Origin of the sequence: Sulfurimonas sp. (assembly GCF_016744025.1) — a bacterium.
Taxonomy (GTDB): domain Bacteria; phylum Campylobacterota; class Campylobacteria; order Campylobacterales; family Sulfurimonadaceae; genus Sulfurimonas.
Map to the genome: position 1 here is coordinate 1 of NZ_JADGFC010000025.1, position 26615 is coordinate 26615.

33 protein-coding genes and 1 pseudogene are annotated in these 26615 nt (G+C 31.6%); 18 read left to right on the plus strand and 16 right to left on the minus strand.

Going from position 1 to position 26615, the window contains the following annotated elements; genetic code table 11:
• The first annotated feature begins 94 nt into the window (after positions 1-94).
• From QZZ48_RS05565 to QZZ48_RS05575, 3 genes are read left to right on the plus strand one after another with little or no spacing between them, the layout of a single operon-like run.
• Positions 95-637, plus strand: a complete 543-nt coding sequence (locus QZZ48_RS05565; protein ID WP_294962896.1) for an outer membrane beta-barrel protein — start codon at positions 95-97, stop codon at positions 635-637.
• Between the two features lie 13 nt (positions 638-650).
• Entirely contained in the window at positions 651-1820 is a 1170-nt protein-coding gene (locus tag QZZ48_RS05570; protein WP_294962898.1) for a 1-acyl-sn-glycerol-3-phosphate acyltransferase, read from the plus strand.
• Complete coding sequence (locus QZZ48_RS05575) at positions 1817-2581, plus strand: glycerophosphodiester phosphodiesterase family protein (protein WP_294962901.1); 765 nt, start codon at positions 1817-1819, stop codon at positions 2579-2581. Before QZZ48_RS05570 ends, QZZ48_RS05575 begins: the two co-directional genes overlap by 4 nt.
• Here the strand turns inward: QZZ48_RS05575 and QZZ48_RS05580 are convergent, their stop codons facing one another.
• The 10 genes from QZZ48_RS05580 to rpmJ form a co-directional block, all read right to left on the minus strand.
• Positions 2582-3877, minus strand: a complete 1296-nt coding sequence (locus QZZ48_RS05580) for a UDP-N-acetylmuramoyl-L-alanyl-D-glutamate--2,6-diaminopimelate ligase (protein ID WP_294962904.1) — start codon at positions 3875-3877, stop codon at positions 2582-2584. It lies immediately after the preceding gene.
• The gene (locus tag QZZ48_RS05585) at positions 3867-4460 is read right to left on the minus strand and encodes a hypothetical protein (RefSeq protein WP_294962906.1); all 594 of its coding nucleotides are present in this window, start codon (positions 4458-4460) and stop codon (positions 3867-3869) included. The genes QZZ48_RS05580 and QZZ48_RS05585 overlap by 11 nt, the downstream gene beginning before the upstream one ends.
• Before the next feature lie 14 nt (positions 4461-4474).
• Positions 4475-4750 carry a NifU family protein gene (locus QZZ48_RS05590; protein ID WP_294962909.1) on the minus strand — a complete coding sequence of 92 codons (276 nt, stop codon included), beginning with the start codon at positions 4748-4750 and terminating at the stop codon, positions 4475-4477.
• An 83-nt stretch (positions 4751-4833) separates the two neighbouring features.
• Complete coding sequence (locus QZZ48_RS05595; RefSeq protein WP_294962912.1) at positions 4834-6051, minus strand: aldo/keto reductase; 1218 nt, start codon at positions 6049-6051, stop codon at positions 4834-4836.
• A 91-nt stretch (positions 6052-6142) separates the two neighbouring features.
• Positions 6143-6493, minus strand: coding sequence for a 50S ribosomal protein L17 (rplQ, locus tag QZZ48_RS05600; protein WP_294962915.1), 351 nt, complete (start codon positions 6491-6493; stop codon positions 6143-6145).
• Between the two features lie 14 nt (positions 6494-6507).
• Positions 6508-7506 carry a DNA-directed RNA polymerase subunit alpha gene (locus tag QZZ48_RS05605; protein WP_294962918.1) on the minus strand — a complete coding sequence of 333 codons (999 nt, stop codon included), beginning with the start codon at positions 7504-7506 and terminating at the stop codon, positions 6508-6510.
• Between the two features lie 23 nt (positions 7507-7529).
• A complete protein-coding gene (gene rpsD / locus QZZ48_RS05610; protein ID WP_294962921.1) occupies positions 7530-8156 on the minus strand; it encodes a 30S ribosomal protein S4 in 627 nt (208 codons plus the stop codon).
• 11 nt (positions 8157-8167) lie between these two features.
• The gene (rpsK, locus tag QZZ48_RS05615; RefSeq protein WP_294962923.1) at positions 8168-8560 is read right to left on the minus strand and encodes a 30S ribosomal protein S11; all 393 of its coding nucleotides are present in this window, start codon (positions 8558-8560) and stop codon (positions 8168-8170) included.
• Positions 8561-8570: 10 nt separating this feature from the next.
• A complete protein-coding gene (gene rpsM / locus QZZ48_RS05620; protein ID WP_294962926.1) occupies positions 8571-8933 on the minus strand; it encodes a 30S ribosomal protein S13 in 363 nt (120 codons plus the stop codon).
• A 2-nt stretch (positions 8934-8935) separates the two neighbouring features.
• Complete coding sequence (rpmJ, locus tag QZZ48_RS05625) at positions 8936-9049, minus strand: 50S ribosomal protein L36 (protein WP_011371958.1); 114 nt, start codon at positions 9047-9049, stop codon at positions 8936-8938.
• A gap of 412 nt (positions 9050-9461) precedes the next feature.
• On the opposite strand from rpmJ, the gene QZZ48_RS05630 reads away from it, so the two are divergent.
• Positions 9462-10730 (plus strand): diguanylate cyclase, encoded by a 1269-nt coding sequence (locus QZZ48_RS05630; protein ID WP_294962931.1) that lies wholly within the window; start codon positions 9462-9464, stop codon positions 10728-10730.
• On the opposite strand, the gene QZZ48_RS05635 is transcribed toward QZZ48_RS05630, so the two are convergent.
• Positions 10717-11061, minus strand: coding sequence for a hypothetical protein (locus QZZ48_RS05635; protein WP_294962934.1), 345 nt, complete (start codon positions 11059-11061; stop codon positions 10717-10719). The genes QZZ48_RS05630 and QZZ48_RS05635 overlap by 14 nt on opposite strands.
• 155 nt (positions 11062-11216) lie before the next feature.
• Here QZZ48_RS05635 and QZZ48_RS05640 point away from each other — a divergent pair, with 155 nt between their 5' ends.
• The 3 genes from QZZ48_RS05640 to QZZ48_RS05650 are packed head-to-tail and all read left to right on the plus strand — an operon-like array spanning position 11217 to position 14410.
• Complete coding sequence (locus QZZ48_RS05640) at positions 11217-12470, plus strand: diguanylate cyclase (protein ID WP_294962937.1); 1254 nt, start codon at positions 11217-11219, stop codon at positions 12468-12470.
• A 36-nt stretch (positions 12471-12506) separates the two neighbouring features.
• Positions 12507-13757 carry a spore photoproduct lyase family protein gene (locus tag QZZ48_RS05645; RefSeq protein WP_294962940.1) on the plus strand — a complete coding sequence of 417 codons (1251 nt, stop codon included), beginning with the start codon at positions 12507-12509 and terminating at the stop codon, positions 13755-13757.
• Positions 13754-14410, plus strand: a complete 657-nt coding sequence (locus QZZ48_RS05650) for a glucosaminidase domain-containing protein (protein ID WP_294962943.1) — start codon at positions 13754-13756, stop codon at positions 14408-14410. The genes QZZ48_RS05645 and QZZ48_RS05650 overlap by 4 nt, the downstream gene beginning before the upstream one ends.
• 18 nt (positions 14411-14428) lie before the next feature.
• Here QZZ48_RS05650 and QZZ48_RS05655 read toward each other — a convergent pair whose 3' ends face one another.
• The 3 genes from QZZ48_RS05655 to QZZ48_RS05665 form a co-directional block, all read right to left on the minus strand.
• Entirely contained in the window at positions 14429-14671 is a 243-nt protein-coding gene (locus tag QZZ48_RS05655; RefSeq protein WP_294962946.1) for a hypothetical protein, read from the minus strand.
• A 69-nt stretch (positions 14672-14740) separates the two neighbouring features.
• On the minus strand, positions 14741-16051 hold the full coding sequence (locus tag QZZ48_RS05660) for a M99 family carboxypeptidase catalytic domain-containing protein (RefSeq protein WP_294962948.1): 1311 nt from the start codon (positions 16049-16051) through the stop codon (positions 14741-14743).
• Positions 16023-16790, minus strand: coding sequence for a M15 family metallopeptidase (locus QZZ48_RS05665; RefSeq protein WP_294962951.1), 768 nt, complete (start codon positions 16788-16790; stop codon positions 16023-16025). Before QZZ48_RS05665 ends, QZZ48_RS05660 begins: the two co-directional genes overlap by 29 nt.
• Positions 16791-16897: 107 nt before the next feature.
• On the opposite strand from QZZ48_RS05665, the gene QZZ48_RS05670 reads away from it, so the two are divergent.
• From QZZ48_RS05670 to QZZ48_RS05705, 8 genes and pseudogenes are all read left to right on the plus strand, one after another.
• Positions 16898-17209, plus strand: a complete 312-nt coding sequence (locus QZZ48_RS05670; RefSeq protein WP_294962954.1) for a metalloregulator ArsR/SmtB family transcription factor — start codon at positions 16898-16900, stop codon at positions 17207-17209.
• Positions 17202-17606, plus strand: a complete 405-nt coding sequence (locus QZZ48_RS05675; protein WP_294962955.1) for an arsenate reductase ArsC — start codon at positions 17202-17204, stop codon at positions 17604-17606. The genes QZZ48_RS05670 and QZZ48_RS05675 overlap by 8 nt, the downstream gene beginning before the upstream one ends.
• Positions 17606-18858, plus strand: a pseudogene (locus tag QZZ48_RS05680) (arsenic transporter). The gene QZZ48_RS05675 and the pseudogene QZZ48_RS05680 overlap by 1 nt, the downstream one beginning before the upstream one ends.
• Before the next feature lie 12 nt (positions 18859-18870).
• On the plus strand, positions 18871-19815 hold the full coding sequence (locus QZZ48_RS05685) for a permease (RefSeq protein ID WP_294962956.1): 945 nt from the start codon (positions 18871-18873) through the stop codon (positions 19813-19815).
• Positions 19816-19825: 10 nt separating this feature from the next.
• Positions 19826-20062, plus strand: coding sequence for a thioredoxin family protein (locus QZZ48_RS05690; protein ID WP_294962961.1), 237 nt, complete (start codon positions 19826-19828; stop codon positions 20060-20062).
• Positions 20063-20123: 61 nt separating this feature from the next.
• A complete protein-coding gene (locus tag QZZ48_RS05695; RefSeq protein WP_294962964.1) occupies positions 20124-20705 on the plus strand; it encodes a hypothetical protein in 582 nt (193 codons plus the stop codon).
• Between the two features lie 66 nt (positions 20706-20771).
• Positions 20772-21353 carry an outer membrane beta-barrel protein gene (locus QZZ48_RS05700; RefSeq protein ID WP_294962965.1) on the plus strand — a complete coding sequence of 194 codons (582 nt, stop codon included), beginning with the start codon at positions 20772-20774 and terminating at the stop codon, positions 21351-21353.
• A gap of 230 nt (positions 21354-21583) precedes the next feature.
• Positions 21584-22234 (plus strand): outer membrane beta-barrel protein, encoded by a 651-nt coding sequence (locus QZZ48_RS05705; protein WP_294962966.1) that lies wholly within the window; start codon positions 21584-21586, stop codon positions 22232-22234.
• Positions 22235-22290: 56 nt separating this feature from the next.
• On the opposite strand, the gene dctP is transcribed toward QZZ48_RS05705, so the two are convergent.
• Positions 22291-23349 (minus strand): TRAP transporter substrate-binding protein DctP, encoded by a 1059-nt coding sequence (dctP, locus tag QZZ48_RS05710; protein ID WP_294962968.1) that lies wholly within the window; start codon positions 23347-23349, stop codon positions 22291-22293.
• 176 nt (positions 23350-23525) lie between these two features.
• On the opposite strand from dctP, the gene QZZ48_RS05715 reads away from it, so the two are divergent.
• From QZZ48_RS05715 to trpB, 3 genes are read left to right on the plus strand one after another with little or no spacing between them, the layout of a single operon-like run.
• Positions 23526-24380 (plus strand): S1-like domain-containing RNA-binding protein, encoded by an 855-nt coding sequence (locus QZZ48_RS05715; protein ID WP_294962971.1) that lies wholly within the window; start codon positions 23526-23528, stop codon positions 24378-24380.
• Positions 24380-24592 (plus strand): hypothetical protein, encoded by a 213-nt coding sequence (locus QZZ48_RS05720; RefSeq protein ID WP_294962973.1) that lies wholly within the window; start codon positions 24380-24382, stop codon positions 24590-24592. Before QZZ48_RS05715 ends, QZZ48_RS05720 begins: the two co-directional genes overlap by 1 nt.
• A 37-nt stretch (positions 24593-24629) precedes the next feature.
• Positions 24630-25847, plus strand: coding sequence for a tryptophan synthase subunit beta (gene trpB / locus QZZ48_RS05725; protein ID WP_294962975.1), 1218 nt, complete (start codon positions 24630-24632; stop codon positions 25845-25847).
• A gap of 51 nt (positions 25848-25898) precedes the next feature.
• Here the strand turns inward: trpB and QZZ48_RS05730 are convergent, their stop codons facing one another.
• The gene (locus QZZ48_RS05730) at positions 25899-26465 is read right to left on the minus strand and encodes a GNAT family N-acetyltransferase (RefSeq protein ID WP_294962977.1); all 567 of its coding nucleotides are present in this window, start codon (positions 26463-26465) and stop codon (positions 25899-25901) included.
• Positions 26466-26615: the final 150 nt, after the last annotated feature.

Here is a 26615-nt window from a genome sequence, read left to right on the forward strand (position 1 = left end):
ATTTACTACTCAATACAAATTTTAATTTCAGACTAAAGAGTGTCTTTTTTGCTATAATACTCACAATAAATTTCAACAATAACAAGGTATAAAATTGAAAAAAATCATATTATTCTCACTCCTTATCACATCTCTTTACTCAGACGCGAAAGTCTATATGGGTGTAGGTGCAGGCTATATGCATGAAGCATTTTCTGACAGTGCTAGTACAACAAATAGTGCAGAAATGGGGAAAATAAAAATAGGTTATGGGAATAGAGAAGCATATGCAATAGAATTTTCATTTGATTATTTTAAAAATGATGAAAATGTTTTTTCATCAACAGGAAAAGACAGTGATAAGTTTGGAATGAATATAGAGCTTGTAAAAGCACTTGAAATAGATACATTTTTCAATCCTTACTTTAAAGCTGGTTTTGGTGCTGGTTTTGTTGATGTTAACCATGATGATCAATCATCATTAAACTATAGTACTTTTAATCTTGGTTTTGGTTTTTATATTCCAATAAATGAACATCTAGATATAGACTTAGGTTATGATTACAAGTATATATCTTATGAAAAGCTAACGAAAACAAGTAGTAAAATTACTTCTAATTTAAATGGTGCTTATCTAGGAATAAACGTAAGATTTTAAACAAAAGAGAGCCATGTACCTGCAAAACATAGAAAAAAGAATCTTAACTCTTTGTCCATTTGTAAAAGATATAGTAGTCACTATTGAAAATGGACATCCTTTTGCTACTATCTACCCAAATTTTAAAGCATTAAAATCAGCACATATTGTAAATATAGAAAATGAGTTTCGTTGGTACGCAGTTGAGCTATACAATATGGAAGTTGAAGAGTCTCAAAAAGTTAAAGGTTACCGCATCTGCAAATTTCCTTTAGCAAAAACCAATTCTAATCAAAATACAATAAATGATGAACCAACTGATGATTTATACCAAAGTATAAAGTCTCAACTATCTACTCAAAGTAGTGAAACTATTTTATCTGACTCACATCTAGAACTTGACCTTGGACTTGATTCTCTTGACTATGTCGAATTGTTTGTTTTTATTGAGAATAGCTACGGAGTTAAAATAAATGAGAAAATTTTCTCTGAAATTATGACTATGCAAGATTTATATAAGTACATAAAAGAACATAAAAAATATATAAAACCTACGAAAACACAATGGGAAGATATTTTAAATGAAAATCACGATGAAAAATTAATCTTCTCTCCTTTTATAATGTTTATGTATAAAGTACTTCTTTTTCCACTCTTCAAACTCTTCTTTGGACTAGAGGTAAAAGGTATAGAAAATGTTCCATATTCATCTTGCATCATAGCCCCAACTCATCAGAGTATGCTTGATGGTTTTTTAATAGAAGCAACTCTTCCGTACTCAATATTAAAAAATAGTTTTTTCTTAGCTTTTAGACAGGTTTTTGGAACAAAACTACTTCACCCTATTGCAACATATGGGCAAACTATTTTAATAGATGCAAATATCAATCTAAAAGAGACTATGAAACACGCTGCTCTACCTCTAAAGGAAAAGAAAAATCTTGTTATATTTCCAGAGGGTGCGAGAACAAGGGATAGAAAGTTACTCGAGTTTAGACCATTTTTTGCGATGCTATCAAAAACACATAATGTTCCAATCGTTCCTGTAATCATCGATGGTAGTTTTGAAGCACTTCCTAGTGGAAAAATATTTCCAAGACCAAAAAAAATAAAACTTACTTATTTAGAGCCAATTTATCCTAGCGATATCAGTTATGATGAACTCACAGCACTAGTAAAACAAACTATTAAAGAATCAATGTGAGCTTTTTAAAACTATTTCAAAAAGCTGATCTTATAGCATCTCATAGAGGTTCACACAGCTTGTACCCAGAAAATACATTTTCTGCACTTTCTCATAGTCTAGGGCACTGTGATTTTGTAGAACTAGATGTACAACTAAGTAGTGATAAAGTAGCTGTAATTATGCATGATGATACCTTAGAGAGAACAACTGATATAAAACAAATAGAGATATATAAAACACGTGTTCCTTACAAACTCTCAGATTTCACTTATGCAGAGTTAGCAAGTCTTGATTATGGAAGTTGGTTTTACACTAACTATATGAAACCTGAACCTCTACTTAGTTTAAAAAAAGTATTAAAATTTATCAAAGACAATAGTTTATATATCAACATAGAAATTAAAGATATACATGACTCATTTAGTGACGAAGAAGTTATATCAAATATTCACCAAGAAATAAAAGATGCTAAAGTAAAAGAGTTTATTTTACTCTCTTCTTTTAGACATGAGTACTTATCTTTATCTAAAAGTATAGAACCTAGCATACCCACAGCAGCACTGGTTTCAAATGTACATCCAAAAAATCTCTTAGATTATCTAAAAAGATTTAAAATAGATGCTTATCATTTTAACAATAAACTTGTAGACAAAAAAACGATAAAGAAATTAAAAGAAGCTGGTTATTTTATTAATATTTACACTGTTAACGATTCTATTCGACGTCAACAGTTATTTGATATGGGAGTGAATGGAGTATTCACTGATTTATTGGAGTAATTAATTTATATTTAGAAGTTCTCGAACAATTTCTCTATCATCAAATGGTAATTTTTTATCATAGATAATTTGAAATGCTTCATCACCTTTTCCAAGAATAACAACAACATCTTCATCTTCTTGATCATCTAGTGCCATCTCTATAGCTTTTTTTCTATTGAGCTCTACACTGACAATACTTCTATCTTCAATACCTTCAAGTATATCATCTACAATAGCTTGTGGGTCTTCAGTTCTTGGGTTATCACTTGTAATATAAACTTTCTTAGCAAGACTCGCAGCTATTCTACCCATCATAGGTCGTTTTTCTCTATCTCTGTCTCCACCTGCTCCAAATACAACTAAAAGCTCTTTTTCTTTTAAGGCATTTAGAACTTGTTGCATCCCATCTGGAGTATGAGCAAAGTCAACTATTACATTTGGTAGTTCACATACTTGTTCCATTCTTCCACTAACACCTGCAAAATTATCAACTACTTCAACAATTTTTTCTAATTTTTCTTCAACCAGTAAATCAACGGCACCAATAGCAGCCATTAGATTATAAAGATTGAAAAAACCATGTAGTGAAGATGTAAAAGGAACTACTTCAGCGAAGTGTTGAATAATCCCGCTAGAAGCATCGTTTAGTGAATACGCCATTAGCTTGTATGAAGATTTATTTTCTATACCATATGTGAAAGTATTTTTAATATTAAAAGCAGCTCTTGGCTCATCTTTATTTATAAGTTTTTTACTTTCATCTTGAAAAAAGCTATTCTTTACAGATATGTATTCACCAATAGTCTTATGATAGTCTAGATGATCTTGTGTAATATTTGTAAGTATTTTAAGCTCAAAGTTCAGGCCTTCTATACGCTTTTGAACAATTGCATGAGAACTTACTTCCATAATAAAAAACTCACAACCTGCTTCTACCGCTTGATAGATATGTTTATAAGTATTTAAAACACTTGGCGTTGTAAGAGATTTACCCTCTACAACATCATCATTCATAAAAAAGCCACGTGTTCCCTGCATAGCAGTTTTGTATCCAAGATCAAGTAAAAAAGAGTAGATTGCACTAGCAGTTGTTGTTTTACCGTTTGTTCCAGTAATTCCAACTATTTTAATTTTATCGATGCCAAACAGTGAAGCAATTTCTTTAATATTAATTATTGAATGTGCGTCATTATCTTTAGCATCTTGAAGATATTTTTCATTTTGAGTGCTGAGGACAAATGCTGTATCGGCACAACATTCACTAGAGTCTTCTGTTATGTATTTATATGCTTGGTTTGGTAATTCAATTTTCACTTTTTTTACTCTTTGCTAACTTCTTAAGCAATTTTCTAAGTAATTCATCACTAGGATAAACACTAAGTGCATTTTCTAAATAAGTAAGTGCCATCTCTGCAAAACCATGTTCTATAAGGTTTTCTAAAAAATCTATAAAATCTTCTTTTTGAGTAATAATCACACGAGTAGAAAACATAATATTTTCAAAAGTTTCTTTAAACCCAGCACCTTTATCTAAAATGGCTTTAAAGTCTTGATAAAGAATTCCATCTTCAAACTCTAGTCTTTCACGCAAAGGCTCAGCAAAAACTTCACTTAATTTTTCAACTGTTCCATCCATAGTTTGTAAGATATCACTCATAATATTATCAGCTGATTCTTTATCTTCATCTTTTAATATTTCATAATAATCAAATAAAGCTTCAGCTCCACCTTCACCGCTTAGAGCCATTTCAGAAAGAATCACACCATTATATGCCTCTTTAGAGTTAGGAAAATCTTGCAATACTACTGCAAATCTTTCCAATGCACTTTTATAGTCTGATTTACTAAAGTAATCTTTAGCTTGTGTTAATGTCTTATGTTTACTGATGCCATTCATTATATTCACTTATTTTATAAATTATCTATGTCGTTTTCCATACCTACTGGTACATTTACAACAGTTAGTTCTGGATGTATATCCATTCTAAGTTGTCTTTCAACACCATGCTTTAGTGTACTACCACTACTTGCACATCCTACACATGCACCTTTTAACTGTACATAAACACTTCCATTTTTAACAGTTATAAAGTCTATATCTCCGCCATCTAAAGCTAAAGATGGGCGTATTTTTTCAATTGAAACCTTAACAGGGTTTATTAACTCTTCATCACTGAATGGAATCATTTATTATCCTTTAATATTCTATATACATAAAATATGACAAAATCGCTTAACAAGTCATAAAAAATTAAATTACCTTTGTATTTTTAGTCTTTTAAGGCTAAAATTTCATGTACGTAACTTGGTTTTCTCATCCCAATTAGTATATAGTCTATACTCTCTTTTTGCATTAAAAATTCGAGTGAACACTCTTGAAGAGTAGATTCACAATCTTTAAAAAATTCTTTTAAAGCTATTCTAGTATTTTTAGAACATTCATGAAGAACCATTTTTCTATATTCTATAAAAAACAAGTCAATAAAATTAAGCATAGTCTCTTTATTTTGATCATCAATAGCATCTAAAGAAGTTCTCATATGAGGAATTATTTGAGCATAAAAGAAAGAGTCATAATCACCTATCCATCCAAACTTATGTTTTGAAGCTTCTAACTCTTCTAAAAGGTTATACAGAGGTTTTAGCATCTCATTGTCACAAACTTCAAGTAGTTCATTTAGATGATGGTAGTACTCTTTTGGCTCATCATAGTCAGCTAGTCTATACATGAGTTTTTCATGCTCAGCATTAAGTGGTCTATTAACTAGAACTCTTAATCCATTCTCTTTTGCCCATGCAGCACATTTTAAGCCTTCGCTCTCTAAGATATTGATTGGTAACTCAATTGTTGTGAAACTATGAGTATCATTACCAACTTCTTCAGAAGCTTTATCAGCAATAGTTATTAAATCTTCATAAGGTAAAAATTCTTCAGAATCTTGATTTTTTGAAAAACTATTTGAGCTTATTCCATAAGAAGTTATTCTTCCGTTTTTTATTTCTTCTTCTAATGCAACAAAAGCTCTGAATAATCTTCTATACATTTCATCTAATCTCTTGTCTTTATCAATTTGTTTGTTAATAGCATCTAATAGATAGTACTCAGGATTATGGATAAGATAACAGTCTAGTTTTTTCATCTCTAGACGTTTTAGAGATTCACTTAGTTGATCTTGAATGAAAGATTTTGAGATAGAATGAAAACAATCTTTAGAAAATTCTACAACTTCTTCGAATGCGTCATCTTTATGTCTATCCATATTAGCACCTTGGATATATCCAAATTTGCTAACTATTTCTACATTAGATTTAACATCTTCATCAAACTCTCTAAATGCTAGTGCTATAGCTCTCTCAGCACCACCATCCATATAATTAGATGAAGTATCAATCATCGTTATACCGGCTTCTATGGCCTCTTTTAATGCTTCTATGTGTTGTGGGTTGTAATCACTTATTCTGTAAGTTCCAAATGCGAAATTACTCATATTAAGTCCTAGTGTTAAAGTATTTTAGAATTGGGAAGTTTTGAAGATTTTAAACACTAAGAGAGTCTCTTAGTGTTTTGGAACATTGAACTTATACTAGTTCAATAAATGCCATTGTTGTAGCATCACCACGACGAATTCTTGTTCTAGTAATTCTAGTATATCCACCAGTACGATCAACATACTTAGGAGCTATTTCGTTTACTAAAGTTTTAGTTGCTTCTTTACTTTGAAGCGCCGCGAATACTGATCTGTGAGCGTTAGAGTCATTCTTACCAGCGATTGTGATAAGTTTTTCAACGTATCTACGTAACTCTTTAGCTTTGATAGCAGTAGTTTCAATTTTACCATGTTCTATTAACGAAATACTAAGGTTCTTAAGTAAAGCAGCACGGTGTGCGCTTGTACGACTTAGTTTACGGTATCCATGACGATGTCTCATCTATAATTCCTCTATTAAGCCTGTGCGGCTTCTATTTTCTTTTTTAACGCACTAACTACATCATCAGCAAGGTCTGCATCAACGGCAAAACCAAACTCTTGTAGTTTATCTACGATTTCATCATATGATTTTTTACCTAGGTTCTTAACATTTTTAAGATCATTTTGACTCATTAATGCTATTTCACCTACTAGTTTAATGCTTGAGCGGTCAAGACAGTTAAAACTTCTTGCACTTAAACCTAAACTATCAATATGAGTTACTAGTTTTTTAAGATCAGGATTTTCTTCAACACGTTCTATAGTTGTTGTAGCTTTAATACTAATCTCTGAGTTAAATACAGCTAATTGAGCATACATAACTTCTAAAGAGTTTTTAAATGCATCTAATGGAGAAATTTGACCATCAGTTTTAATATTTAAAATTACTCTTTCAAAATTAGGATTGTCTTCTACAAGAACATTCTCAATTTTGTAAGTTGCACTACGAACAGGAGTGAAGTAAGCATCTAATGCTATATATCCATCTTCTAATTCATCGTGTGTATCTTCACTAGGAACATAACCAATACCTTGTGCAATTTTTATCACAAAGTTTAAGTTAGAATCTTCGTTAAGAGTCGCTAATGGAGCGTCTGGTGTTACCACTTCAACTTCATCACTATTAAGGTCTGAACCTTTAATAGTACATGGACCAGCAAAACTGTAATTAATTTCTGCTTCAGTAGCTTCATCTTTAAGCTTAAAGCGAATCTCTTTAAGGTTTAGGATAAAGTCTGAAATATCTTCAAGCATACCACGCACAGAGTCAAACTCGTGCTTAGCGCCTTCGATTTTTATAGCAATTGGTGCGTAACCAACTGAACTACTTAATAGAAAACGGCGAAGTGGATGAGCTAGAGAGATAGCATAACCTGTTTCAAAAGGATATGCCATAACGTTAGCTTCATTCTCACTAATCTGTTCTACCTCAAATTCTTGAGGAGCAAGTGGAGTAGTTTTAATTCTTTTCATTCTCTGACGCCTTATATTAACTATTATTTCGAGTAAAGTTCAACGATTAAACGCTCTTCTACAGGTATAACAACTTCATCACGTTCAGGTATACGAGTAAAGATACCAAATACTTTGTCAGCATCGATATCAACCCATGGAGCTAAACCAGTTTGGTTAGTTAATTCCATAGCACGAACAATTTGGTTGTTTTTCTTACTTGCTTCACGAACTTCAATTTTCTGACCAGCTTTAACACGGTAAGAAGGAATATCAAGTTTTTTGCCATCTACAAGTAGGTGACCATGAGTAACAAGTTGACGAGCGAAACGACGCGTTGAAGCGAAGCCCATTCTATAAACAACATTATCAAGTCTGCTTTCGATTAGAGTAATAAGGTTTGTACCTGTATTACCTTCACGACGCTTAGCTTCAACGAATAGTGCGCGGAATTGCTTCTCAGAAACACCATACATGAATTTTGCTTTTTGCTTTTCATTAAGTTGTAAACCATACTCAGAAACTTTCTTACGACGCTGACCATGTTGACCAGGACCATAAGGTCTTTTTTCTAATGCAGATTTACCCGCTAAACGACGCTCACCTTTTAAGTTAAGGCTTACTCCGAATCTTCTTTCGATTTTTTCTACTGGACCTCTATATCTTGCCATCAGTAATCTCCTTAAACTCTACGACGCTTAGGTGCGCGACAACCGTTGTGTGGTAATGGTGTAACATCTTTCATAAATGTAACACGAATGCCTTCGATTGCACCAACAGCTTTAACAGCTGTCTCACGACCTGAACCTGGACCTTGTACTTTAATACCAAGATCTTTAATACCATGAACCTGTGCTTTTGCTACTGCATCTTCAACAGCTGCTTGAGCCGCGAATGGAGTAGATTTTTTAGAACCCTTGAAACCAAGGCTACCAGCAGAACTCCAAGTAATCATATTACCCATTTCATCAGTAATAGTTACAAGTGTATTATTGAATGATGCAGCGATATGAACGATACCACGAGCAATATTCTTTTTTACTACTTTTTTTCTAACAGCTTTTCTTTTTGCCATCCGTTAATCCTTATGCTGCGCCGACAGTTTTACGTTTACCCTTACGAGTACGCGCATTTGTCTTTGTTTTTTGACCACGACATGGAAGACCACGACGGTGACGAAGACCTCTGTATGAACCTAAATCCATAAGTGACTTAATATCCATAGCAACTTTCTTACGTAAATCACCTTCAACCATATGGTTGGCACGGATTTCCGCAGTAATAGCTGCTACATCTGCTTCGTTTAATTCGAAAACTCTTTTGTTATAGTCAATACCTGTCGCATCTAAAATTAGACGAGAAGCATGTAAACCAATTCCATAGACGTATGTTAGACCATATTCTATTCTTTTCTTTTTAGGTAAATCAACACCAGATATACGAGCCATGGTTATCCTTGTCTCTGTTTATGTTTTTTAACTTTGCAGATTACTCTTACAATGCCTTTTCTCTTAACAACTTTACAGTCATCACACATCTTCTTTACTGAAGCACGTACTTTCATTGAAAGCTCCTATATTTTTCTCATAAAATCTGAACTTGTCATCTTTTATTCAGTCACTAAAGCCACACCTTAAGGTGAGCCTTAATGAGTTTTTAATTTATCTTTGCTGCATGTAGGCAAACAATATTTTTTGCTTGCCAATACTTTTATCTATATAAATAGTGTATAAAGATAGAAATACTCAACTATTATGTTAAAACAGCAAAGCGGACGAGGATTGTACCCAATTTAATGTAAAAGATTTATTAAGGGAGTTAAATTTACTAATTTAATTACATAAATAACTTATAAATAAACAGAACAAGCCCTAATTATCTTAATAAATAAAAATTACTTGAGTTTTCACTTTTATAAACATATTTAAAGTTTATGGATATAATCGAACTTGAATATAATTATTACAGGTTTATAGATGAAAAAAGTATTAATCGCTAATGATAATCAAAAAATCTTATCTTTATTAAAAATAGAGATAGAAAAACATGATGACATTGAACCATACTTCGCTAAAAGCTATAAAGAAGCTGTTGACATAATACTAAAACATCAAGGTAAATTCCATGGAGCTTTACTAGATATTGACTTACATGACGCAAAAGATGAAGAGATTGTAAAACTCGCCAATTTTTACAATATACCCTCTATTATAATGACAGACATTGATAACTTAGAGACACAAAACACTCTAATCAAAAATGATGTTATAAATATAATTTCCAAAAATGACCACTCTGATCTTGTATGTGCTGTAAATGAAATGTCAAGAACATTAAAAAACTATGATACTACTATTTTAATAGTTGATGATTCAGTTATATATAGAAAAATTTTAAAAGACAGTCTTAAAAAAATAAAACTAAAAATATTAGAAGCTTCTGATGGCGTTGAAGCATTAAAAATACTACAAAGCAATAAGAATATATCTCTAATTCTTACAGATTACGATATGCCCAATATGAATGGACTTGAACTTACCTTTAGACTTAGAAAACAATATAAAAAAGATCAACTTGGAATTATTGCAATCAGTGTAGTTGAAGAACAGAATGTAATAAGTAAATTTTTGAAGATTGGTGTAAATGATTTTATAAATAAAAAATTTACACATAATGAGATAGTAACCAGAATAAATTCAAACCTTGAGCTCTTAGATCTCTTTGGACAGATAAAAGATATGGCAAATAAAGACTTCTTAACCGGTGCATATAATAGACGATTCTTCTTTGACACAGGAAAGTATGTATATGAAAAGAGTAAAAGGAGTAAAACTTCTTTAGCCGTTGCGATGATAGATATAGATAAGTTTAAAAATATTAATGATAGATATGGTCATAATACCGGAGATATAGCAATACAAGAAGCAAAAAGAATATTAGATAATAATTTAAGAGAGTCTGATCTTATGGCTCGTTTTGGAGGAGAAGAGTTTTGTGTGCTTCTTGAAGATATTACATACGAAAACGTAAAACTACTTTTTGATAAAATCAAATATAAGTTTCAGCATAATATTATAAAAACCAACCAATATACTATTACTTACACTGTATCTATTGGAATATGTTTTGGTTTAGCTGACTCACTCGAAGATATGATAAGGTTATCTGATGAAGCTCTCTATATAGCAAAAGAAAGTGGTAGAAATAGAGTAGAGATTAATCCAAATAGTTCTAATCCCATATAACGCTTACTCCATATTCTTGATTTAATTTTACATATTTGTAGTAATAAACTTTTTTACCATGCTTTTTACTTAATAATTCCAGTTCTAAAGAGTCTTCTTCTAATAACTCTCTAACCTCTTTATAAGAAAGCCACTTGCCATATCTTGCTAATGTATTTTGCCATATCTTAAAATCACAAGTAGAATTTTGGGTAAGCTCATACATCTCACCATCTTCTGTTTTCCAGTTTGCGTTTGAGCAAGCGTATAGTTTAACCTTTTTCCCGCTTACTTCCTTATCTCTAACTTCAATTGATCCATCGTCACAGTACGGACATTTACCTAAAATCATCTATAACTCCAAATAGTTTTATAAGTAAGATATTTTATCTAAGATAATAATTTGAGATTAAAAAAATGACATTTTGCAATATTTTTAATCTGACCTTCACCCTATACGGTTATAATGTATATAGATAATAATAAATATGAAATAAGGCATGCCTCATGAAAAAAGTCTTAGTAGTTGATGATAGTCCAATAATTTTAAGTATGTTAAAAATAGAAATAGCAAAGTATAATAGAATGGAACCATATTACGCTAAAACTTACAAAGAAGCTTTTCGTTTACTTAGAGAACACAAGGGTAAATTTCATGCTGCTTTACTTGACTTAAATCTTCCTGATGTTCCCTCTGGAGAGATTGTAAAACTAGCAAACTCTCATGGAATACCATCAGTAGTTTTAACAAGTAAAGTAGATGAACAAGTCCAAAAATCTCTCTTAAAAAAAGATGTACTTAGTGTTATTTTAAAAAATGATCATGCAAGTATAAAGGTTGCAGTTGCAGATATATCAAGAACTCTTTCAAACTATGATACAACTGTTTTAATTGTTGATGACTCTAAACTTTTCAGACAGATATTACGGACAAGTTTAGAAAAAATTCAACTAAACGTTTTAGAAGCTCGTGATGGAGAAGAAGCGTATAACATACTTGAGAGTTCTAAAGAGAAAATTTCTTTAATTATTACAGATTATGAAATGCCAAAAAGAAATGGTCTAGATCTTACTTTGAAGATTCGAGAAAAATATCAAAAAGATGAACTTGCAATTATTGCTATTAGTGCAGTAGAAACAAAAGATATTATTAGCAAATTTTTGAAATTTGGAGCGAATGACTTTGTTAATAAACCATTTGAGCATACAGAAGTAGTTACTAGAGTAAATGCCAATCTAGAGTTATTAGACTTATTTGCTAAAATCAGAGATATGGCTAATAAAGATTTTCTTACGGGAGCATACAATAGACGCTACTTTTTTGAGAGTGGAGAACCTATATACGCTAAAAATAAAAGAAAAGAAACACCAATGGCAGTTGCTATGATAGATATTGATAAATTTAAAAATATCAATGACACATATGGTCACGATATAGGTGACATAGCTATTCAAGAAATCAAAAAAATACTAGATAAGAATTTAAGAACATCTGATCTTATGGCACGTTTTGGAGGTGAAGAATTTTGTGTATTTCTTGAAGACATAACAATTGAGGATGCAAAAATACTATTTGAAAAAATAAGAAAAGCTTTTGAAGAAAATGTATTAGATGCAAACGGAACTAAAATATTATATACTGTATCAACAGGTATTTATTATGGTTTTTCAATCTCACTTGATGAGATGATTAGACTCTCTGATGAAGCACTATATACAGCTAAAGAGGGTGGAAGAAACAGAGTTGAAATCAAGTCATAAAATAAAAGTAGTAAACATTTTGCTAAAATTACATTTATGAATACATATTTAGACAAATTTAATGACTCAATCCAAAAAACTTTTTTTTTCAAACTCCCTGAGAATGAACAAGAGTTTATAAAGAATAAATCACTTGAACTAAAGTTCTCTCATCAAGAGATAAAACAAATAGTAGATATTGCTAGAGACCTAAGTACTTGGGATGAAAAAAATATAATAGATATTTTTCCTAATCATGAGCAAAAAAAAGTTGTCTTCACTAGACTTCGTAAAGCCTATGAAGATATACGTAACAAGCCGAACTCATACGAGAGCTTTGAGCTTAAAAATATTCCTCAAGAACAGAAATTCACTTTTAAAACGCAAGCTAAAGATGGCTTTGGCCTTGGGCTTTGTCCTGTTGCATCTGAGAAAACTAGATGTTGTAATCTTCTAACTCTAGATGCAGTGGAGAGCTGTGGCTTTGATTGTTCATACTGTTCTATTCAGAGTTTTTACAATCAAAATACAATCACATTTGACTCCAACTTCGCAGATAAACTAAAAAACCTAAACCTAAATAAAGACAAGACTTATCATATAGGCACAGGTCAAGCTTCTGATTCCCTTATGTGGGGGAATCGTGAAGGTATCCTAGATGCTCTTTTTCTTTTTGCAAAAGAAAATCCAAATGTTATTTTAGAATTTAAAACAAAATCAGACAAAATAAGCTACTTTCTAGAAAATGAAGTACCCAATAATATACTATGTACTTGGTCATTAAACACGCCTACAATCATTGAAAATGAAGAGCATCTAAGTGCTTCTCTTGATAAGAGGTTAGCATCTGCAAGAGCTGTTGCAGATAAAGGTGTAAAAGTTGGTTTTCACTTTCATCCAATAGTACAATATGAAAATTATCTAAGTGATTATGAGAAAGTTTTTGAAAGACTTTTAAAAGAGTTTAAATCTAGCGAAGTTGCACTTGTAAGTTTTGGTACACTTACCTTTATAAAGCCTGTTATCAAACAACTTAGAGATAGAGAGTTTAGAAGTAAAATAACGCAGATGCCTTTTGAAAATGCAAGTGGAAAAAGTTCTTATCCTGATTCTATAAAAGTAGAGATGTTTAAACACGCATATGAGAGTTTTACTCCTTGGCATAAAGATGTATTTTTCTACCTTTGTATGGAAGAACACCAGATGTGGAAAAAAACCTTTGGTTATCAATACTCTACAAATAACGACTTTGAGAGAGCTATGCTTAGTTCTTACTCTACAAAACTAAATATGGAGTTTTTAATATGAGATTTTTTAAAATTACCCTAATCCTAGCAGTGTTAATATTTTCAAACACTTTAATGGCTACAGAATCAAAGTTTATTAGCGTTAAAGAGAAAAAAGAGAGATTTCGCTCTCTTATTGCACCGGCTGTAGATAATGTTTATAAAGAGTTAGACGCACAGTTTAATGAAATATCTAAAAATCTTAATAATCCAAAATATAATAAAAGAATACAAAGTCTAAAAACAACTTACAAAGTAAAAAGTAATGAAGATTTACTAATGGCACTAAAACCACATCCAAGAAGTATTGCAATATCACAAGCTGCAATGGAGAGTGCTTGGGCAACATCTAGATTTTTCAAAAAGGCTAAAAATATTTTTGGTGTTTGGTCATTTAACAAAAATGAGCCTAGAATCGCTGCAGGTGAAAAAAGAGGTAGCAAAACTATATGGCTTAGAAAGTACTCAAGTATTGAAGATTCTGTTAGAGACTACTACAAGACATTAGGACGCTCTCACGCATTTAAAGAGTTTCGTAAACTTAGAATGAAAACAGATGATCCATATAAATTAGTTAAAAAATTAGATCATTACTCTGAGATGGATGCTAAATATGGCGAAGAACTGACTTCGATGATAAAATACAATAAATTTTATCTTTATGATAAAAAATAGGTTTAGAAGTGGAAAGTCTTAATGACTTCCACATCCACCGCCACAACAGCCGTTGCTTGTTGACTCAGCAAAAGCAATAACAAAGTTACGACCAGCTTCTTGAACTTTAAATTCGTGTTCACCACAAAACTCATCATTCATTTGATTTCTCATTTCTATTGACTTCATTAGTGCATCATCTTTAGATTCTAATTCAATGCCATTTTGAAAATCACTCTTTACAAAACACTTACACTCTTTTTCTATAATTATTTTAAACATAGTTTATCCTCGTATTTATATATACTCGTATATTATCTGAGTCAACTTTTTCTTAACTGATGTAATAAACTAGGTTCTAAATTTAATTAAAACCATACCGGCAAATTTATTTTTTGTATAGTATTCAACTCTATAAATAGTACCTTTTTTATCAATAGAGAAATGCTTTGGTATCTCTTTGTTCTTTATCTCTATACCTGTCTCTTTTTTCTTTTTGTTTGTGTAACCTATAACATTAACTCTGTAACCACTATTTTCTTCCACTAAAAAACTTCTCTTTACATCTACAAGTGATCCAAACTTAACGTTTTGTAGTTTTCCATCAATCTTTAGTTGTACGCTCTTTGGCTGGGCATCTATATCTTGATAATCAGCCTTTAGTCTTGATAATCTTCTATTACCATACTGAATGACATAAGTGTTATTTTTTTTAATAATAGTTAAAAGAGGATTACTAGCTTTAAAATCAATAGCACCACCTTTTTTAATTGGAAAATATTTCACCATATTTCTTATTTGTGAAAGAGGAAGTTTGATCTTTCCATCGTACAAAGAGATGTAAATATCATCATTAATAGCTTTATATACGCCTTTAGCGTCTAACTTGAACTTTCTTTTATACTCTATACCCATAATATCCATATATTTTTCTAGAGCTAAAAGATGATAATAAACTCTTTTATGAGTTGGAAGATTTTTACTTGCTTCATTACCAAAAGCTGCTTTACCATGATTAATAGCAAAATAAGTAAGAGTCTTCTCCATCTCCTTATCACCCTCTTTAGTTCTAGTGTTATGAGTATGGTAAATATCTTCATTTTTGATAAGGTTTTTATTTACATATTTTACAACTTCAGATGATATATCTTCAAGATTACCATAAAGAGGTATGTCAATATTTGATTGGTCTACTATAGAACACTGTCCCCATCTACTAGGTGAATGCATACTGTCTTCATACTTTGGTCTGTAAAAGCCACTTCCATCATGAAGATTTACTACAAGCTTTACACTATCGTCTTTAATATAATTTTTAATTCTTGTAACTGCTTCATACTCCGGATCTTTTTTAGAAAGCTTTGCAAACTTTCTATTCATATCGCCATATGGTCCTCTACTTCTTTTAATAATACTATAGAAGTTTAGGTTTGGAACTATCCAAATTGAACCTTTTGTTATCTCATAATGAGTTGCAAGGATAGATGCAGATATAAACCCACCAGGCTCATCTCCTTGGATTCCACCAACTACTAAAAGAGTATTGTTATCTTGCTTACCTTTTTGTATAAGGTCAAATTTAAAGCCATTTTGAGCACTTAAGGCAAGAGGTAATACTAATAGTAGTATTAAACTATATAACTTCAACATGCCACGGTTCAAATCGTACTCCATCACTATTATTTTTGTTGTATCTCATACTTATATAATCAAGTTTTGTCATCTTTTTAAATTCTAAAGTTGAAGCAAATGCATCTGTGAAATTTTTATATCCCCATCCTTTACGACCAACATCAAAATCACTGATAGTATGGTAAGAATATGCTGGAGGAGCTATACTCATAGATGCTTGAGTGACATTTCCACCATTTTTGTAAAGTTTATTTGCGTATAGACTTAACTGCTTTACAATATTTCTTACACCTGATGTTAATACTAAAGTATCTCCAACATCTTTTTTCAACTTTTTATAATCATCTAGGGCTGTTCCCTTAAATAAAAAATGTCCAGTGGAAGGAATCTTAACAATATCTCTTTTGGAAATCTTGTTATTGATATTTGAGCATGTCATTGAACCATAAAAACCATATCTATTAGGATTCTCAGAAAAAAGTTTATCTACAAGTGAGAGTTCATCTTTTGTAAATGCACCAATTTTAGAATAATTACGTCCATAATATAGTGCTTCATTAAATGAAACAATATTAAAGTTAGCAAACCCTATGTATCTTCTGAGAGTTTTTAGCCTATTATTTAGTCTCTTAAGAGTCGTGTACTCATGGTATGATAGATAAATATCTTTGCTATTATCTATAATATCATTCGCTAGAAGTGGTGATAGTGATAAAGTTGTTAAAAAAGTTCTTCTATTCATAGTCGAAATTGTACCTAATTTATCCATTACTTTTTCCCATGAAATAAAATTAATCACTCAATACATCAATATATCTTGATATATATAATTATTATGCTATTATTTTACATTAAATCCAAAAGGAACTTCAAATAATGGAAATATTTTTAAAAACTATTAGCTCCATAAATGATGAGACTAGAGTAGAGATACTCCAATTCATAAATAAAAATGGTGAAGTCTGCGTATGTGATATCGAAGATTCTTTTAAGATGATACAGTCTCGCATCTCTAGGCATCTAAAGATACTAAAAGATGGTGGATTTTTAAAAGTAGATAGACGTGGAAGATGGGCATTTTACTCTATTAAAAGTCCTATGGATGAATTTAGACAATCAATACTAAAAGAGATTAGTTTCAGCGATATAAAAATACCTGAGTTAAATAAAGGATGTAAAAGTGAATAAAAAAGTTTTAATATTATGTACCGGAAATAGTTGTAGATCTATCATCGGCGAAGCTGTTTTAAACAAATACCTTCATGGAGTAGATGCCATGAGTTCAGGAGTAAAAGCGAGTGGAAAAGTAAATCCAAATGCAAAAAAACTTTTAGAGGCAAATAACTTATGGAGAGATGAATACCATTCTAAAACTCTTGATAAGGTTATTGATACAGAATTTGATTTAGTTGTTACAGTTTGCGATAAAGCTATGGAGTCATGTCCTATATTTCCTAAAGATACTAGAGTTATATATATTGGTTATGAAGACCCAGAAGGTAAAAACTACTCTGCCTTTGAAAAAACTCTTAAACTTATGAAAATGGAGTTAACACCAATAGTCAGAATCGAGTTAGGTCTGTAATGATTTTAGCATCGATAATATTTCTTATCACACTCATTTTTGTTATCTGGCAACCTCGTGGTTTGCAAATAGGTACAACTGCTATTGTCGGTGCTCTTATTGCACTTTTTCTTGGAGTAGTTAGCTTAAGTGATGTTGGTATCGTTTTTGATATTATTTGGGATGCTACTCTTGCTTTTATTGGGATAATTATCTTATCTATGGTTTTAGATGAAATAGGATTTTTTGAGTGGGCAGCACTTAAGATGGCAAAACTTTCTCATGGAAATGGGCATCTAATGTTTTTCTACTCTATTATTCTTGGAGCGATAGTGTCTGCTTTGTTTGCAAATGATGGTGCTGCACTCATACTTACTCCTATATTACTTGCAAAGATGAACATTCTTCGTTTAAATACAAAGACAATTTTGGCTTTTTTACTCGCAGGTGGCTTTATAAGTGACAGTGCATCTCTGCCATTTGTATTCTCAAACCTTACAAACATTGTAACAGCCAACTATTTTGATATTGGCTTTGCCGAGTTTTTCTCAAATATGATTCTTCCTTATTTTGTAAGTGTTATTGCAAGTATGGTTGTTCTTTGGGTAGTTCTACGCAAAGATATACCTCAAATAGTGGATATAGATTTACTAAAAAAACCTGATGATGTTATAAAGCACAAGGGACTATTTAACTTTAGCTGGTTATTTTTAGCTCTTTTATTAAGTGGTTATTTTATCGGAGATGCTTACGACATTCCTGTTTCTGTCTTTGCTCTTGGAGGTGGAGTTTTATTTTATTGATTGCATCTTATACAAAAACAGTAGAGCCAAAACATATTATCAAAGAAGCCCCTTGGCAAGTAGTATGGTTTTCCCTTGGTCTTTACATCGTGGTTTATGGTCTAAAAAATGAAGGACTTACTGAGTATATAACTCAAATACTTATATATCTAAACTCTCAAAGTGATGTTGTAGCAGTTCTTGGAACAGGATTTTTAGCAGCCTTTTTAAGTGCTTTTATGAACAATATGCCAACAATCATGGTGATGGATATAGCACTAGTGGATATTGCAAATGAAGCGATGATTTATGCAAATATTGTTGGATGTAACCTTGGACCAAAGATGACACCATTTGGTTCACTCGCAACTCTACTTTGGCTTCACTCTTTAAAGAAAAAAGGTGTTCACATAGGTTTTTGGTCATATTCAAAATTTGGTCTAATAGTAACTCCACCTGTTCTTTTGGTAGTTTTACTATCACTTATATAAGGATTAAGAAATATGTGGAAAGAATCAGTAGATTATCTTACATACGAATTGCTAGGTTTAACTGGTCATTTAGGTGAAGCAATAAACTTCTTCATCTATGACACTATAAAAATCTGGTTTTTACTAGTAACTATTATATTTGTAGTTTCGTATCTAAGAACTCATTTCAATACTGAGTATGTAAGAGCGCATCTACAAGGTAAATCTCAACTATATGGAAATGTCTTGGCATCTCTGTTTGGGATAGTTACTCCATTTTGTAGCTGTTCTGCCATACCACTATTTTTAGGTTTTATCCAAGCTAGAATTCCTTTAGGTGTTACTTTTTCATTTCTTATAAGTTCACCTATGAACAACGAGATTGCCATAGCACTTCTATTTGGTCTTTTTGGCTGGAAAGTTACAGCTATATATATTGGGTTTGGTCTTTTAGTTTCTATTCTTGGTGGATACTTCATCGGTCGCATGAATATGGAAAAATACATTCTTATGGATGTTAAGCAAATGGAAGGAGAACTTGAAGAAGTTCAAATAAGTCTAACTCAAAAAGAACGACTTAAAGAGGCCTATGATTACACTGTAGATATATTTAAAAAAATATATATTTATGTTCTTATAGGTGTTGGTATTGGAGCAGTTATCCATGGTTATATTCCAGCTGACTTTATAGCATCTTACGCAGGAGCAGATAACCCATTTGCAGTAATCATAGCTGTTATTATGGGAATACCAATGTATTCAAATGCAGCAGGAGTTATGCCTCTTGTGGAAGTTCTTACAAGTAAAGGTATGCTTCTTGGAACTGCTCTAAGTTTTATGATGGCAGTTACTGCACTTAGTCTTCCAGAAGCGATGATATTAAAAAGAATACTTCACGTTAAACTTATCGCTATGTTCTTTGCCATTGTAGGTGTAGGAATCATTGCTATAGGCTATATGTTTAATTTTATACTATAAAGGAAAAATAATGAAAATAGAAATACTTGGCACAGGCTGTGCAAAATGTAAAACATTAGAAGAGGTTGCAAAACAAGCTATAGCAAAAATAGGCGGTTTTCACTCAGTTACTAAAGTAGATGATTTACAAAAAATCATGGACTATGGAGTTATGAATACACCTGGTTTAGTTGTTGATGGTGTAGTTAAAAGTAGTGGTAAAGTCTTAAGCATTGACGAGACTATTGCTATATTACAAGATTTATAATTCAAGCTATTATTTGTTATACTACACTCTATTAATACTTCTTTTACAAAAAAGGATCAAAATGAAGAAAAGAATAATATCTGCTTTATTAGGCTGTACTCTATTATCTACTCAACTCTTAGCAGAAGATAGTACTATCTATATTGGTATTGATGGAATTAATAGTAGTAATACTTTTACTTACAAGCTAGATGGTTACACGGGGGATACTGAATCCACTAGTAATAGTAATGCCTTAAAGCTAAAACTTGGTTGGATAAGAGAAAATGGTGGTAGAACACAAATTTATTATCTACAAGAGAGATATGATGACACCATTTTTGACACTTCTAACAATACTCTTACTGAAGTTGGTCTTGATTTTATAAAAGATTTTCAGCTTAGTCCAGTACTATCTCCATTTATTCAAGCTGGTATAGGATATGGATGGATGGATATTGATGGTTACTCTGAAAGTGAGATATCTGAAGTTAATGCAAAAGCAGGTGGTGGCCTTGTATTTAGAGCATCTGAAAAAATTGAACTTTTAATAGGTGTAGATTTTCAAGTTAAAAAGTGGTCAGATAGAAAATCTGGTTCTTCAACAATAGAAACGAATGAAGATTCTACTAAGTACTATGTAGGTGCAAATCTTCTTTTTTAACTCTTTAAGATTATTATTTGTTGTGATTTAATATAATCAAAATTATGTAAACTAAAAAGGATGAACATGAAAAAAATAATTATAGGGGCTTTATTAGGTTGTAGTCTATTATCTACTCAAGTATTTGCTGAGAGCAAAAACGTATATATTGGTCTAGATGTAACCAAAAGTAGTAATGAATTTTCAACTGATAAAGGTGGTTATTCAGGAAGTGTCACAAAAGACAGTGATAGTAGTGCCTTTAAACTAAAGGTTGGTAGATTACTAGAAGATAACTGGAGAGCTCAAGTTTACTATCTTCAAGAAACATATGATGACGCTATGTTTGATTCAACAAATGAGTCTCTTAGTGAGGTTGGTTTTGATGTCATAAAAGAGTATGAACTTAGTGATGTACTATTTCCATTTGCTCAAGTCGGAATCGGTTACGGATGGATGGACATAGATGGATATTCAAGTTCTAGTATTAATGAAGTAAATGGCAAATTTGGTGTAGGTCTTATATTTAAAGTTGCGCCAGCATTTGAAATCATAACAGGAGCAGATGCTCAATATAAAAAATGGTCAGATAGAGAAATTGGCTCTGCTACAATAAAAACAACTGAATCATCTACTAAGTTTTACATAGGTGCAAACTACCACTTTTAATTCAACTATTGAAATTAATAGCTATAGAACTTTAACACTATAGCTATTTTTTATTTTCTTAAACTTCTAACTTTAAACACAATAATCCAATTAAAGACTTCAATCTTCACAGTATTAAATTAACTAAATGTATTTTTCACAATAACAAACTATCAACAATATTATATATTTAAGCTTGTTATTTGTAATCATGTACTAAGATTCCGCCCGTTTTAATATAAAGGAAATAAATGAAAAAAATAGTTATGTCAGTTCTTGCTGCATTATTAGTGACTACATGTTTAAATGCTGAATCAGTAAAAGGTACTTACTTTGGTTTAGGTTATGGATCATCAATATACGATGATGGTGGATATCTTGATGATTTAAAAAGAAATAGAGACAGAGTTTCTCCATCTACAGGTATTACAGAAAATTATAGCTCATCTGGATATAAAATTTATGGAGGATACCAATTTAATAAAATAATTGCTGTAGAGGCTTCATATGCAGAATATGGAACATATTCCCTTGATTTTTCTAACGGAAACAATAAAGAAATGAAGCCTACAGCAATAGCAGTAGCTGCCAATATTGGATATAACTTTGGAACAAAAAAAGAATTTAGACCATTCGCAATAATAGGGTTATCTGCTTTAAATATTAATGATACTGGTAATGTTGATTTTTATGATAATAATTCTGGATCTGCTATAAGATTTGGTCTAGGTTTCGAGTATACTCCAGAAGTATTACAAGGAATTGGGTTTAGAGTAGCTTATGAAGGTGATTACTTTAGCTCAAAAACTCCTAGCAATGCTGATTCAGAGTTTGAAGATAGTTATTTTCAAAGTATGAATATGTACTATGTAAGTGTACAATATAATTCAAGAATTAGATAGCTATTAAAATATCAATATTATAGCTATCTTTTTCCATTTTCAACTTCAATCAAAAATTATCTAGTTTGCAAATAAACCTTATCACTTATCTCTGTCCAAGCTTCAGCTTTTTTCTGATACTCTCTTTGAGATTCTAATATCTCTTTAAACAAAGAGTCTTTTTTTGCTTCCTTATCAAATATCTCTTTTGTCGCAACTTTTAATGCGTCTATTATCTCTTTTGAAAATGTCTTTACTTTAATATTTGGATAGTCTTGTTTTATCTTAGCCCAAGTTAGAGCATTTTGATAATTTGCTTTTTGCATCATTTCAAAAGTAGCTACTTTAAATGCACTTTTTAGGATTACTTGTAAATCATTTGGTAACTTTTTAAACTTTTTCTCATTTATTATAAATTGTAACTCACTCGCTGGCTCTTGCCAAGCAGTATAATAAAATGGTGCAATTTTATGTAAACCCAACTTAGTATCAAAATATGGACTAACCCATTCCACTGCATCTATAGTACCTAACTCTAATGACATATAAAGTTCACCAGGAGCTATATTTACAGCATTTACTCCAAGCTTTGCCATAACTTCACCACCAAGACCAGGTATTCTAAATTTTAAACCTTTTAAATCATCGAGATGTTTGATCTCTTTTTTAAACCAGCCACCCATTTGAATACCAGTGTTTCCTCCCATAAAAGTAAGTAAGCCATGCTTTTCATAAACTTTTTGAGCCAGTTCTTTTCCTCCACCTTCATAGTACCAAGAGTACTGCTCATTTGGAGTCATACCAAAAGGAACTGTAGTAAAGAAAACCATTTTAAAATCTTTTCCCTTATAGTAGTAAGATGCAGTATGACCTATATCATAGAGTCCTTGCTTAACAAAATCAAAGATTCCAAAAGGAGCCTTATGTTTTTCTGCTCCATCTACTCTTATCTTCAAACGACCATCTGACATTTCATCTGCAAGCTCGGCTGCGCGTAAAGCTGTTGCAGCTAAGATTGGTGTTGTTTTTTTCCATGACATAGCCATTTTCAATTTATATGTTTTTGCACTAAGTCCTGTTGTAGTTAAACCTAAAACTACTAAAGAACTTAAAGCCACTTTTACTAATATTTTCACAAGTAAACCTTTATTATCTATATTTAATGAGATAATATCTTATTGTTATTTATAAACTCTTAATTTAAGTAAAATCTCCCTTTAACAATTTTCACATAACAAAAAAGATACAATGTCAGCAATAATTTACGTTGCAAATCACGTAAAGTAAATAACGGAATAACCAAGGAAAAACAATGAAACAAAGCGAATACCTAGAACTAGGTCAAATGAACACACTCTATATAGACAGACTCACAACTCCAGGCGCATACCTGACAGCTCTTGATGGTAACGATGTACTTTTACCCGGACAATACCTAACTCCAGAAATGAAAGAAAGAACATTTATAGATGTATTTTTATATACTGATTCAGAAGATAGACTTGTAGCTACAACACTAACTCCAACTGCAAAACTTGATGAGATGGCACTGTTCGAAGTTATAGATACTGCCCCTTTTGGAGCATTTGTGGACTGGGGTTTAAGTAAAGATCTTTTAGTCCCAAATATGTTTCAAAAAACTCCTTTTAAAGTTGGCGAGAAAAGATTTATAAAAGTAATCTACGATGAGAGAACTCACCGCCTTGTTGGAACTGAAAAACTTGGTGATTTTTTTGAGCATAAAGTTAAGGGAATCAAAATAACTGATGAAGTTAATATGTTAGTTATTGCAAAAACTCCACTTGGCTACAAATGTATCGTAGAAGACAAATACGAAGGTCTTATTTATCATAACGAAATATTTGAGAATCTAAATCTTGGCGATAAGAGAAAAGCTTATGTAAAAGGTATTAGAAAAGATGGAAATATTGATTTAAATCTTAGAAAAGCCGGTAGTAAAAAAAGTTCTGGACCTTCAGATAAAGTTCTTGAACTTTTAAAAGCAAACAATGGAATTATGCCTTACAACTATAAGAGTGATGCAGAACTTATCAAAGATACTTTTGGTCTTAGTAAAAAAGATTTTAAACGTTCACTTACAGCCTTGCAAGATGCAGGAAAAATTGAAGTAAAAGATACTGGAATATATATAAAGGATGGAAAATAATGGGAAAGAAAAAGAAAAAAAGCATAGAACTTTCAGACAAAAAAATCAAATTTACAGTTGATAAAATTTCTTATAAAGCAATTCGATACTATCCTACTGCTATGAGTCTAGATGCTATGGCTACAGGCGAAGATGGTGAAAAGATAGGTGTAAAAAACCTTCCTTTTGCATATATTCCAAAAGATATAAAGAAACTTATTAAGCCAAATTAACTATAATTGTTCCAAATATAAAAAAGGAACTACTTTCATGTCTACACCTTACTTAGAGTCAACTCCAGATGAAAATGGATTTTTTGGAAAATTTGGAGGTTCTTTTATCCCTCCAGTTTTAGAAAAACCATTTGCTGATATCACTCAAGCATACAAAGAGTTAAAAGATTCTCCAGAGTTTATTAAAGAACTTAAATATGTTAGAAAGCACTACCAAGGAAGACCTACTCCTATCTCTCTAGCAAAAAATCTAACCGAGCTTTGTGGTGGGGCAAAAATCTACCTAAAAAGAGAAGACTTAAATCATACTGGTGCACATAAACTAAACCACTGTATGGCTGAAGTAATCCTTGCTAAGCATCTAGGAAAAACAAAGGTAATTGCTGAAACGGGAGCAGGACAACATGGTGTTGCTCTTGCAACAGCGGCAGCTTATTTTGGACTAGAATGTGAAATTCATATGGGCGAAGTAGATATTGCTAAAGAGCATCCAAATGTTGTTCGTATGAAAATTCTTGGTGCTAAAATTATTCCTGTTACTCATGGACTAAAAACTCTAAAAGAAGCAGTTGATTCTGCATTTGATAGTTATGTACCTCAAGCTGATACCGCTATTTACTGTATTGGAAGTGTTGTTGGACCTCATCCATTCCCAATGATGGTAAGAGATTTTCAGTCTGTTATAGGACATGAAGCAAAAGAGCAGTTTTGCGAGCATGAAGAGAATCTTCCAGATGCAGTAGTTGCATGTATTGGTGGTGGAAGTAATGCTATGGGTATCTTTGCTGGATTTATTGACGACAAAGAAGTAGAACTTCACGGTGTTGAACCAATGGGTAAAGGTGACAAACTTGGTGAGCACGCTGCATCTCTTACTCATGGAGAAGAAGGAATAATGCACGGATTTAACTCTATAATGCTTAAAAGTGCAGATGGGGAGCCTGCTCCTGTTTACTCTATTGGTTCGGGTATTGATTATCCATCTGTTGGACCTGAACATGCGCATCTTCAAGCAATAGGCAGAACAACTGTTGGTCTTTGTAATGATGAAGAAGCAGTAGATGCATTTTATAAATTATCTCAACTAGAAGGTATCATTCCTGCATTGGAATCTGCTCACGCGGTAGGATATGCGATGAAATTAGCTAAGACTATGAGTAGCGATCAAACTATCCTTATAAATCTAAGTGGTAGAGGAGACAAAGATATTGATTTCATGGTTGAAAACCACCCTATTCCAAACGCTAAATTTTAGATTTTATATTCACATATGAGATTACTCTCATATGTGAAATAAATAACACTACTATAAAATTAACTCCATTGCATAGTTTGATCTCTCATAATCACTTTGATAATTCATCACCTGTTGAAATCCTAACTTTTTATACATAGACATTGCTGGAGTTAGTACAACATTTGTTTCTATAAAAATGGATTTTGCGCCAAGTTCTTTTGCTTTATCTATAGCAACATTTGCTAACATGAACCCTATGCCTTTTCTTTGATATTCTTTTTCTACAACCATCTTAGCAAGCTCAAAATCATATTTAGAATCATTTAGTTTTATAAGAGAGCAAACTGCAATAGCTTTACTCTCATATAAAGCCACAAGAATAGCACCACCCTTGTTTATAATAAGCTCTTGAGGATTATCTAAAACTTTAATGTCTTTTTCTTCCATTGTAAAGGACTCTTCTATCCACTCTTTATTTAGCTTTTTAAAATCATTCTTGTAAAGATCTTTATATGAAACTATTTCTATACTATCTGCTTCTCTTTTTCTCATTTGTTTTAACATTCTTGGATAAGTTGATTCTACGTCTAATAAATTTTCAAATTCTTCTAAAGCAAGCCATAGATTATGTTTCATACCACCTATCATATTCTCTAGTTATATGCTGAGATTCTAAGCCTTTTATACGTATAATGAACCCCTAAAACTGAACCAGTAAAATTTGTTTTCTTATTTCAAAAATGATAAAATTGAAATAGAAAATATAGGGATTAAATATGAGTGTAA

Coding starts and splice junctions, on each gene's coding strand:
- QZZ48_RS05730 (WP_294962977.1), bottom strand. CDS start 26,465: ATGAAACATAATCTATGGCTTGCTTTAGAAGAATTTGAAAATTTATTA.
- QZZ48_RS05715 (WP_294962971.1), top strand. CDS start 23,526: ATGAAACAAAGCGAATACCTAGAACTAGGTCAAATGAACACACTCTAT.
- QZZ48_RS05605 (WP_294962918.1), bottom strand. CDS start 7,506: ATGAAAAGAATTAAAACTACTCCACTTGCTCCTCAAGAATTTGAGGTA.
- rplQ (WP_294962915.1), bottom strand. CDS start 6,493: ATGAGACATCGTCATGGATACCGTAAACTAAGTCGTACAAGCGCACAC.
- QZZ48_RS05685 (WP_294962956.1), top strand. CDS start 18,871: ATGTGGAAAGAATCAGTAGATTATCTTACATACGAATTGCTAGGTTTA.
- QZZ48_RS05670 (WP_294962954.1), top strand. CDS start 16,898: ATGGAAATATTTTTAAAAACTATTAGCTCCATAAATGATGAGACTAGA.
- QZZ48_RS05640 (WP_294962937.1), top strand. CDS start 11,217: ATGAAAAAAGTCTTAGTAGTTGATGATAGTCCAATAATTTTAAGTATG.
- rpsK (WP_294962923.1), bottom strand. CDS start 8,560: ATGGCAAAAAGAAAAGCTGTTAGAAAAAAAGTAGTAAAAAAGAATATT.
- QZZ48_RS05720 (WP_294962973.1), top strand. CDS start 24,380: ATGGGAAAGAAAAAGAAAAAAAGCATAGAACTTTCAGACAAAAAAATC.
- rpmJ (WP_011371958.1), bottom strand. CDS start 9,049: ATGAAAGTACGTGCTTCAGTAAAGAAGATGTGTGATGACTGTAAAGTT.
- rpsM (WP_294962926.1), bottom strand. CDS start 8,933: ATGGCTCGTATATCTGGTGTTGATTTACCTAAAAAGAAAAGAATAGAA.
- QZZ48_RS05590 (WP_294962909.1), bottom strand. CDS start 4,750: ATGATTCCATTCAGTGATGAAGAGTTAATAAACCCTGTTAAGGTTTCA.
- QZZ48_RS05630 (WP_294962931.1), top strand. CDS start 9,462: ATGAAAAAAGTATTAATCGCTAATGATAATCAAAAAATCTTATCTTTA.
- rpsD (WP_294962921.1), bottom strand. CDS start 8,156: ATGGCAAGATATAGAGGTCCAGTAGAAAAAATCGAAAGAAGATTCGGA.
- QZZ48_RS05650 (WP_294962943.1), top strand. CDS start 13,754: ATGAGATTTTTTAAAATTACCCTAATCCTAGCAGTGTTAATATTTTCA.
- QZZ48_RS05705 (WP_294962966.1), top strand. CDS start 21,584: ATGAAAAAAATAGTTATGTCAGTTCTTGCTGCATTATTAGTGACTACA.
- QZZ48_RS05690 (WP_294962961.1), top strand. CDS start 19,826: ATGAAAATAGAAATACTTGGCACAGGCTGTGCAAAATGTAAAACATTA.
- QZZ48_RS05695 (WP_294962964.1), top strand. CDS start 20,124: ATGAAGAAAAGAATAATATCTGCTTTATTAGGCTGTACTCTATTATCT.
- QZZ48_RS05570 (WP_294962898.1), top strand. CDS start 651: ATGTACCTGCAAAACATAGAAAAAAGAATCTTAACTCTTTGTCCATTT.
- trpB (WP_294962975.1), top strand. CDS start 24,630: ATGTCTACACCTTACTTAGAGTCAACTCCAGATGAAAATGGATTTTTT.
- QZZ48_RS05645 (WP_294962940.1), top strand. CDS start 12,507: ATGAATACATATTTAGACAAATTTAATGACTCAATCCAAAAAACTTTT.
- QZZ48_RS05635 (WP_294962934.1), bottom strand. CDS start 11,061: ATGATTTTAGGTAAATGTCCGTACTGTGACGATGGATCAATTGAAGTT.
- QZZ48_RS05655 (WP_294962946.1), bottom strand. CDS start 14,671: ATGTTTAAAATAATTATAGAAAAAGAGTGTAAGTGTTTTGTAAAGAGT.
- QZZ48_RS05700 (WP_294962965.1), top strand. CDS start 20,772: ATGAAAAAAATAATTATAGGGGCTTTATTAGGTTGTAGTCTATTATCT.
- QZZ48_RS05665 (WP_294962951.1), bottom strand. CDS start 16,790: ATGGATAAATTAGGTACAATTTCGACTATGAATAGAAGAACTTTTTTA.
- QZZ48_RS05595 (WP_294962912.1), bottom strand. CDS start 6,051: ATGAGTAATTTCGCATTTGGAACTTACAGAATAAGTGATTACAACCCA.
- QZZ48_RS05585 (WP_294962906.1), bottom strand. CDS start 4,460: ATGAATGGCATCAGTAAACATAAGACATTAACACAAGCTAAAGATTAC.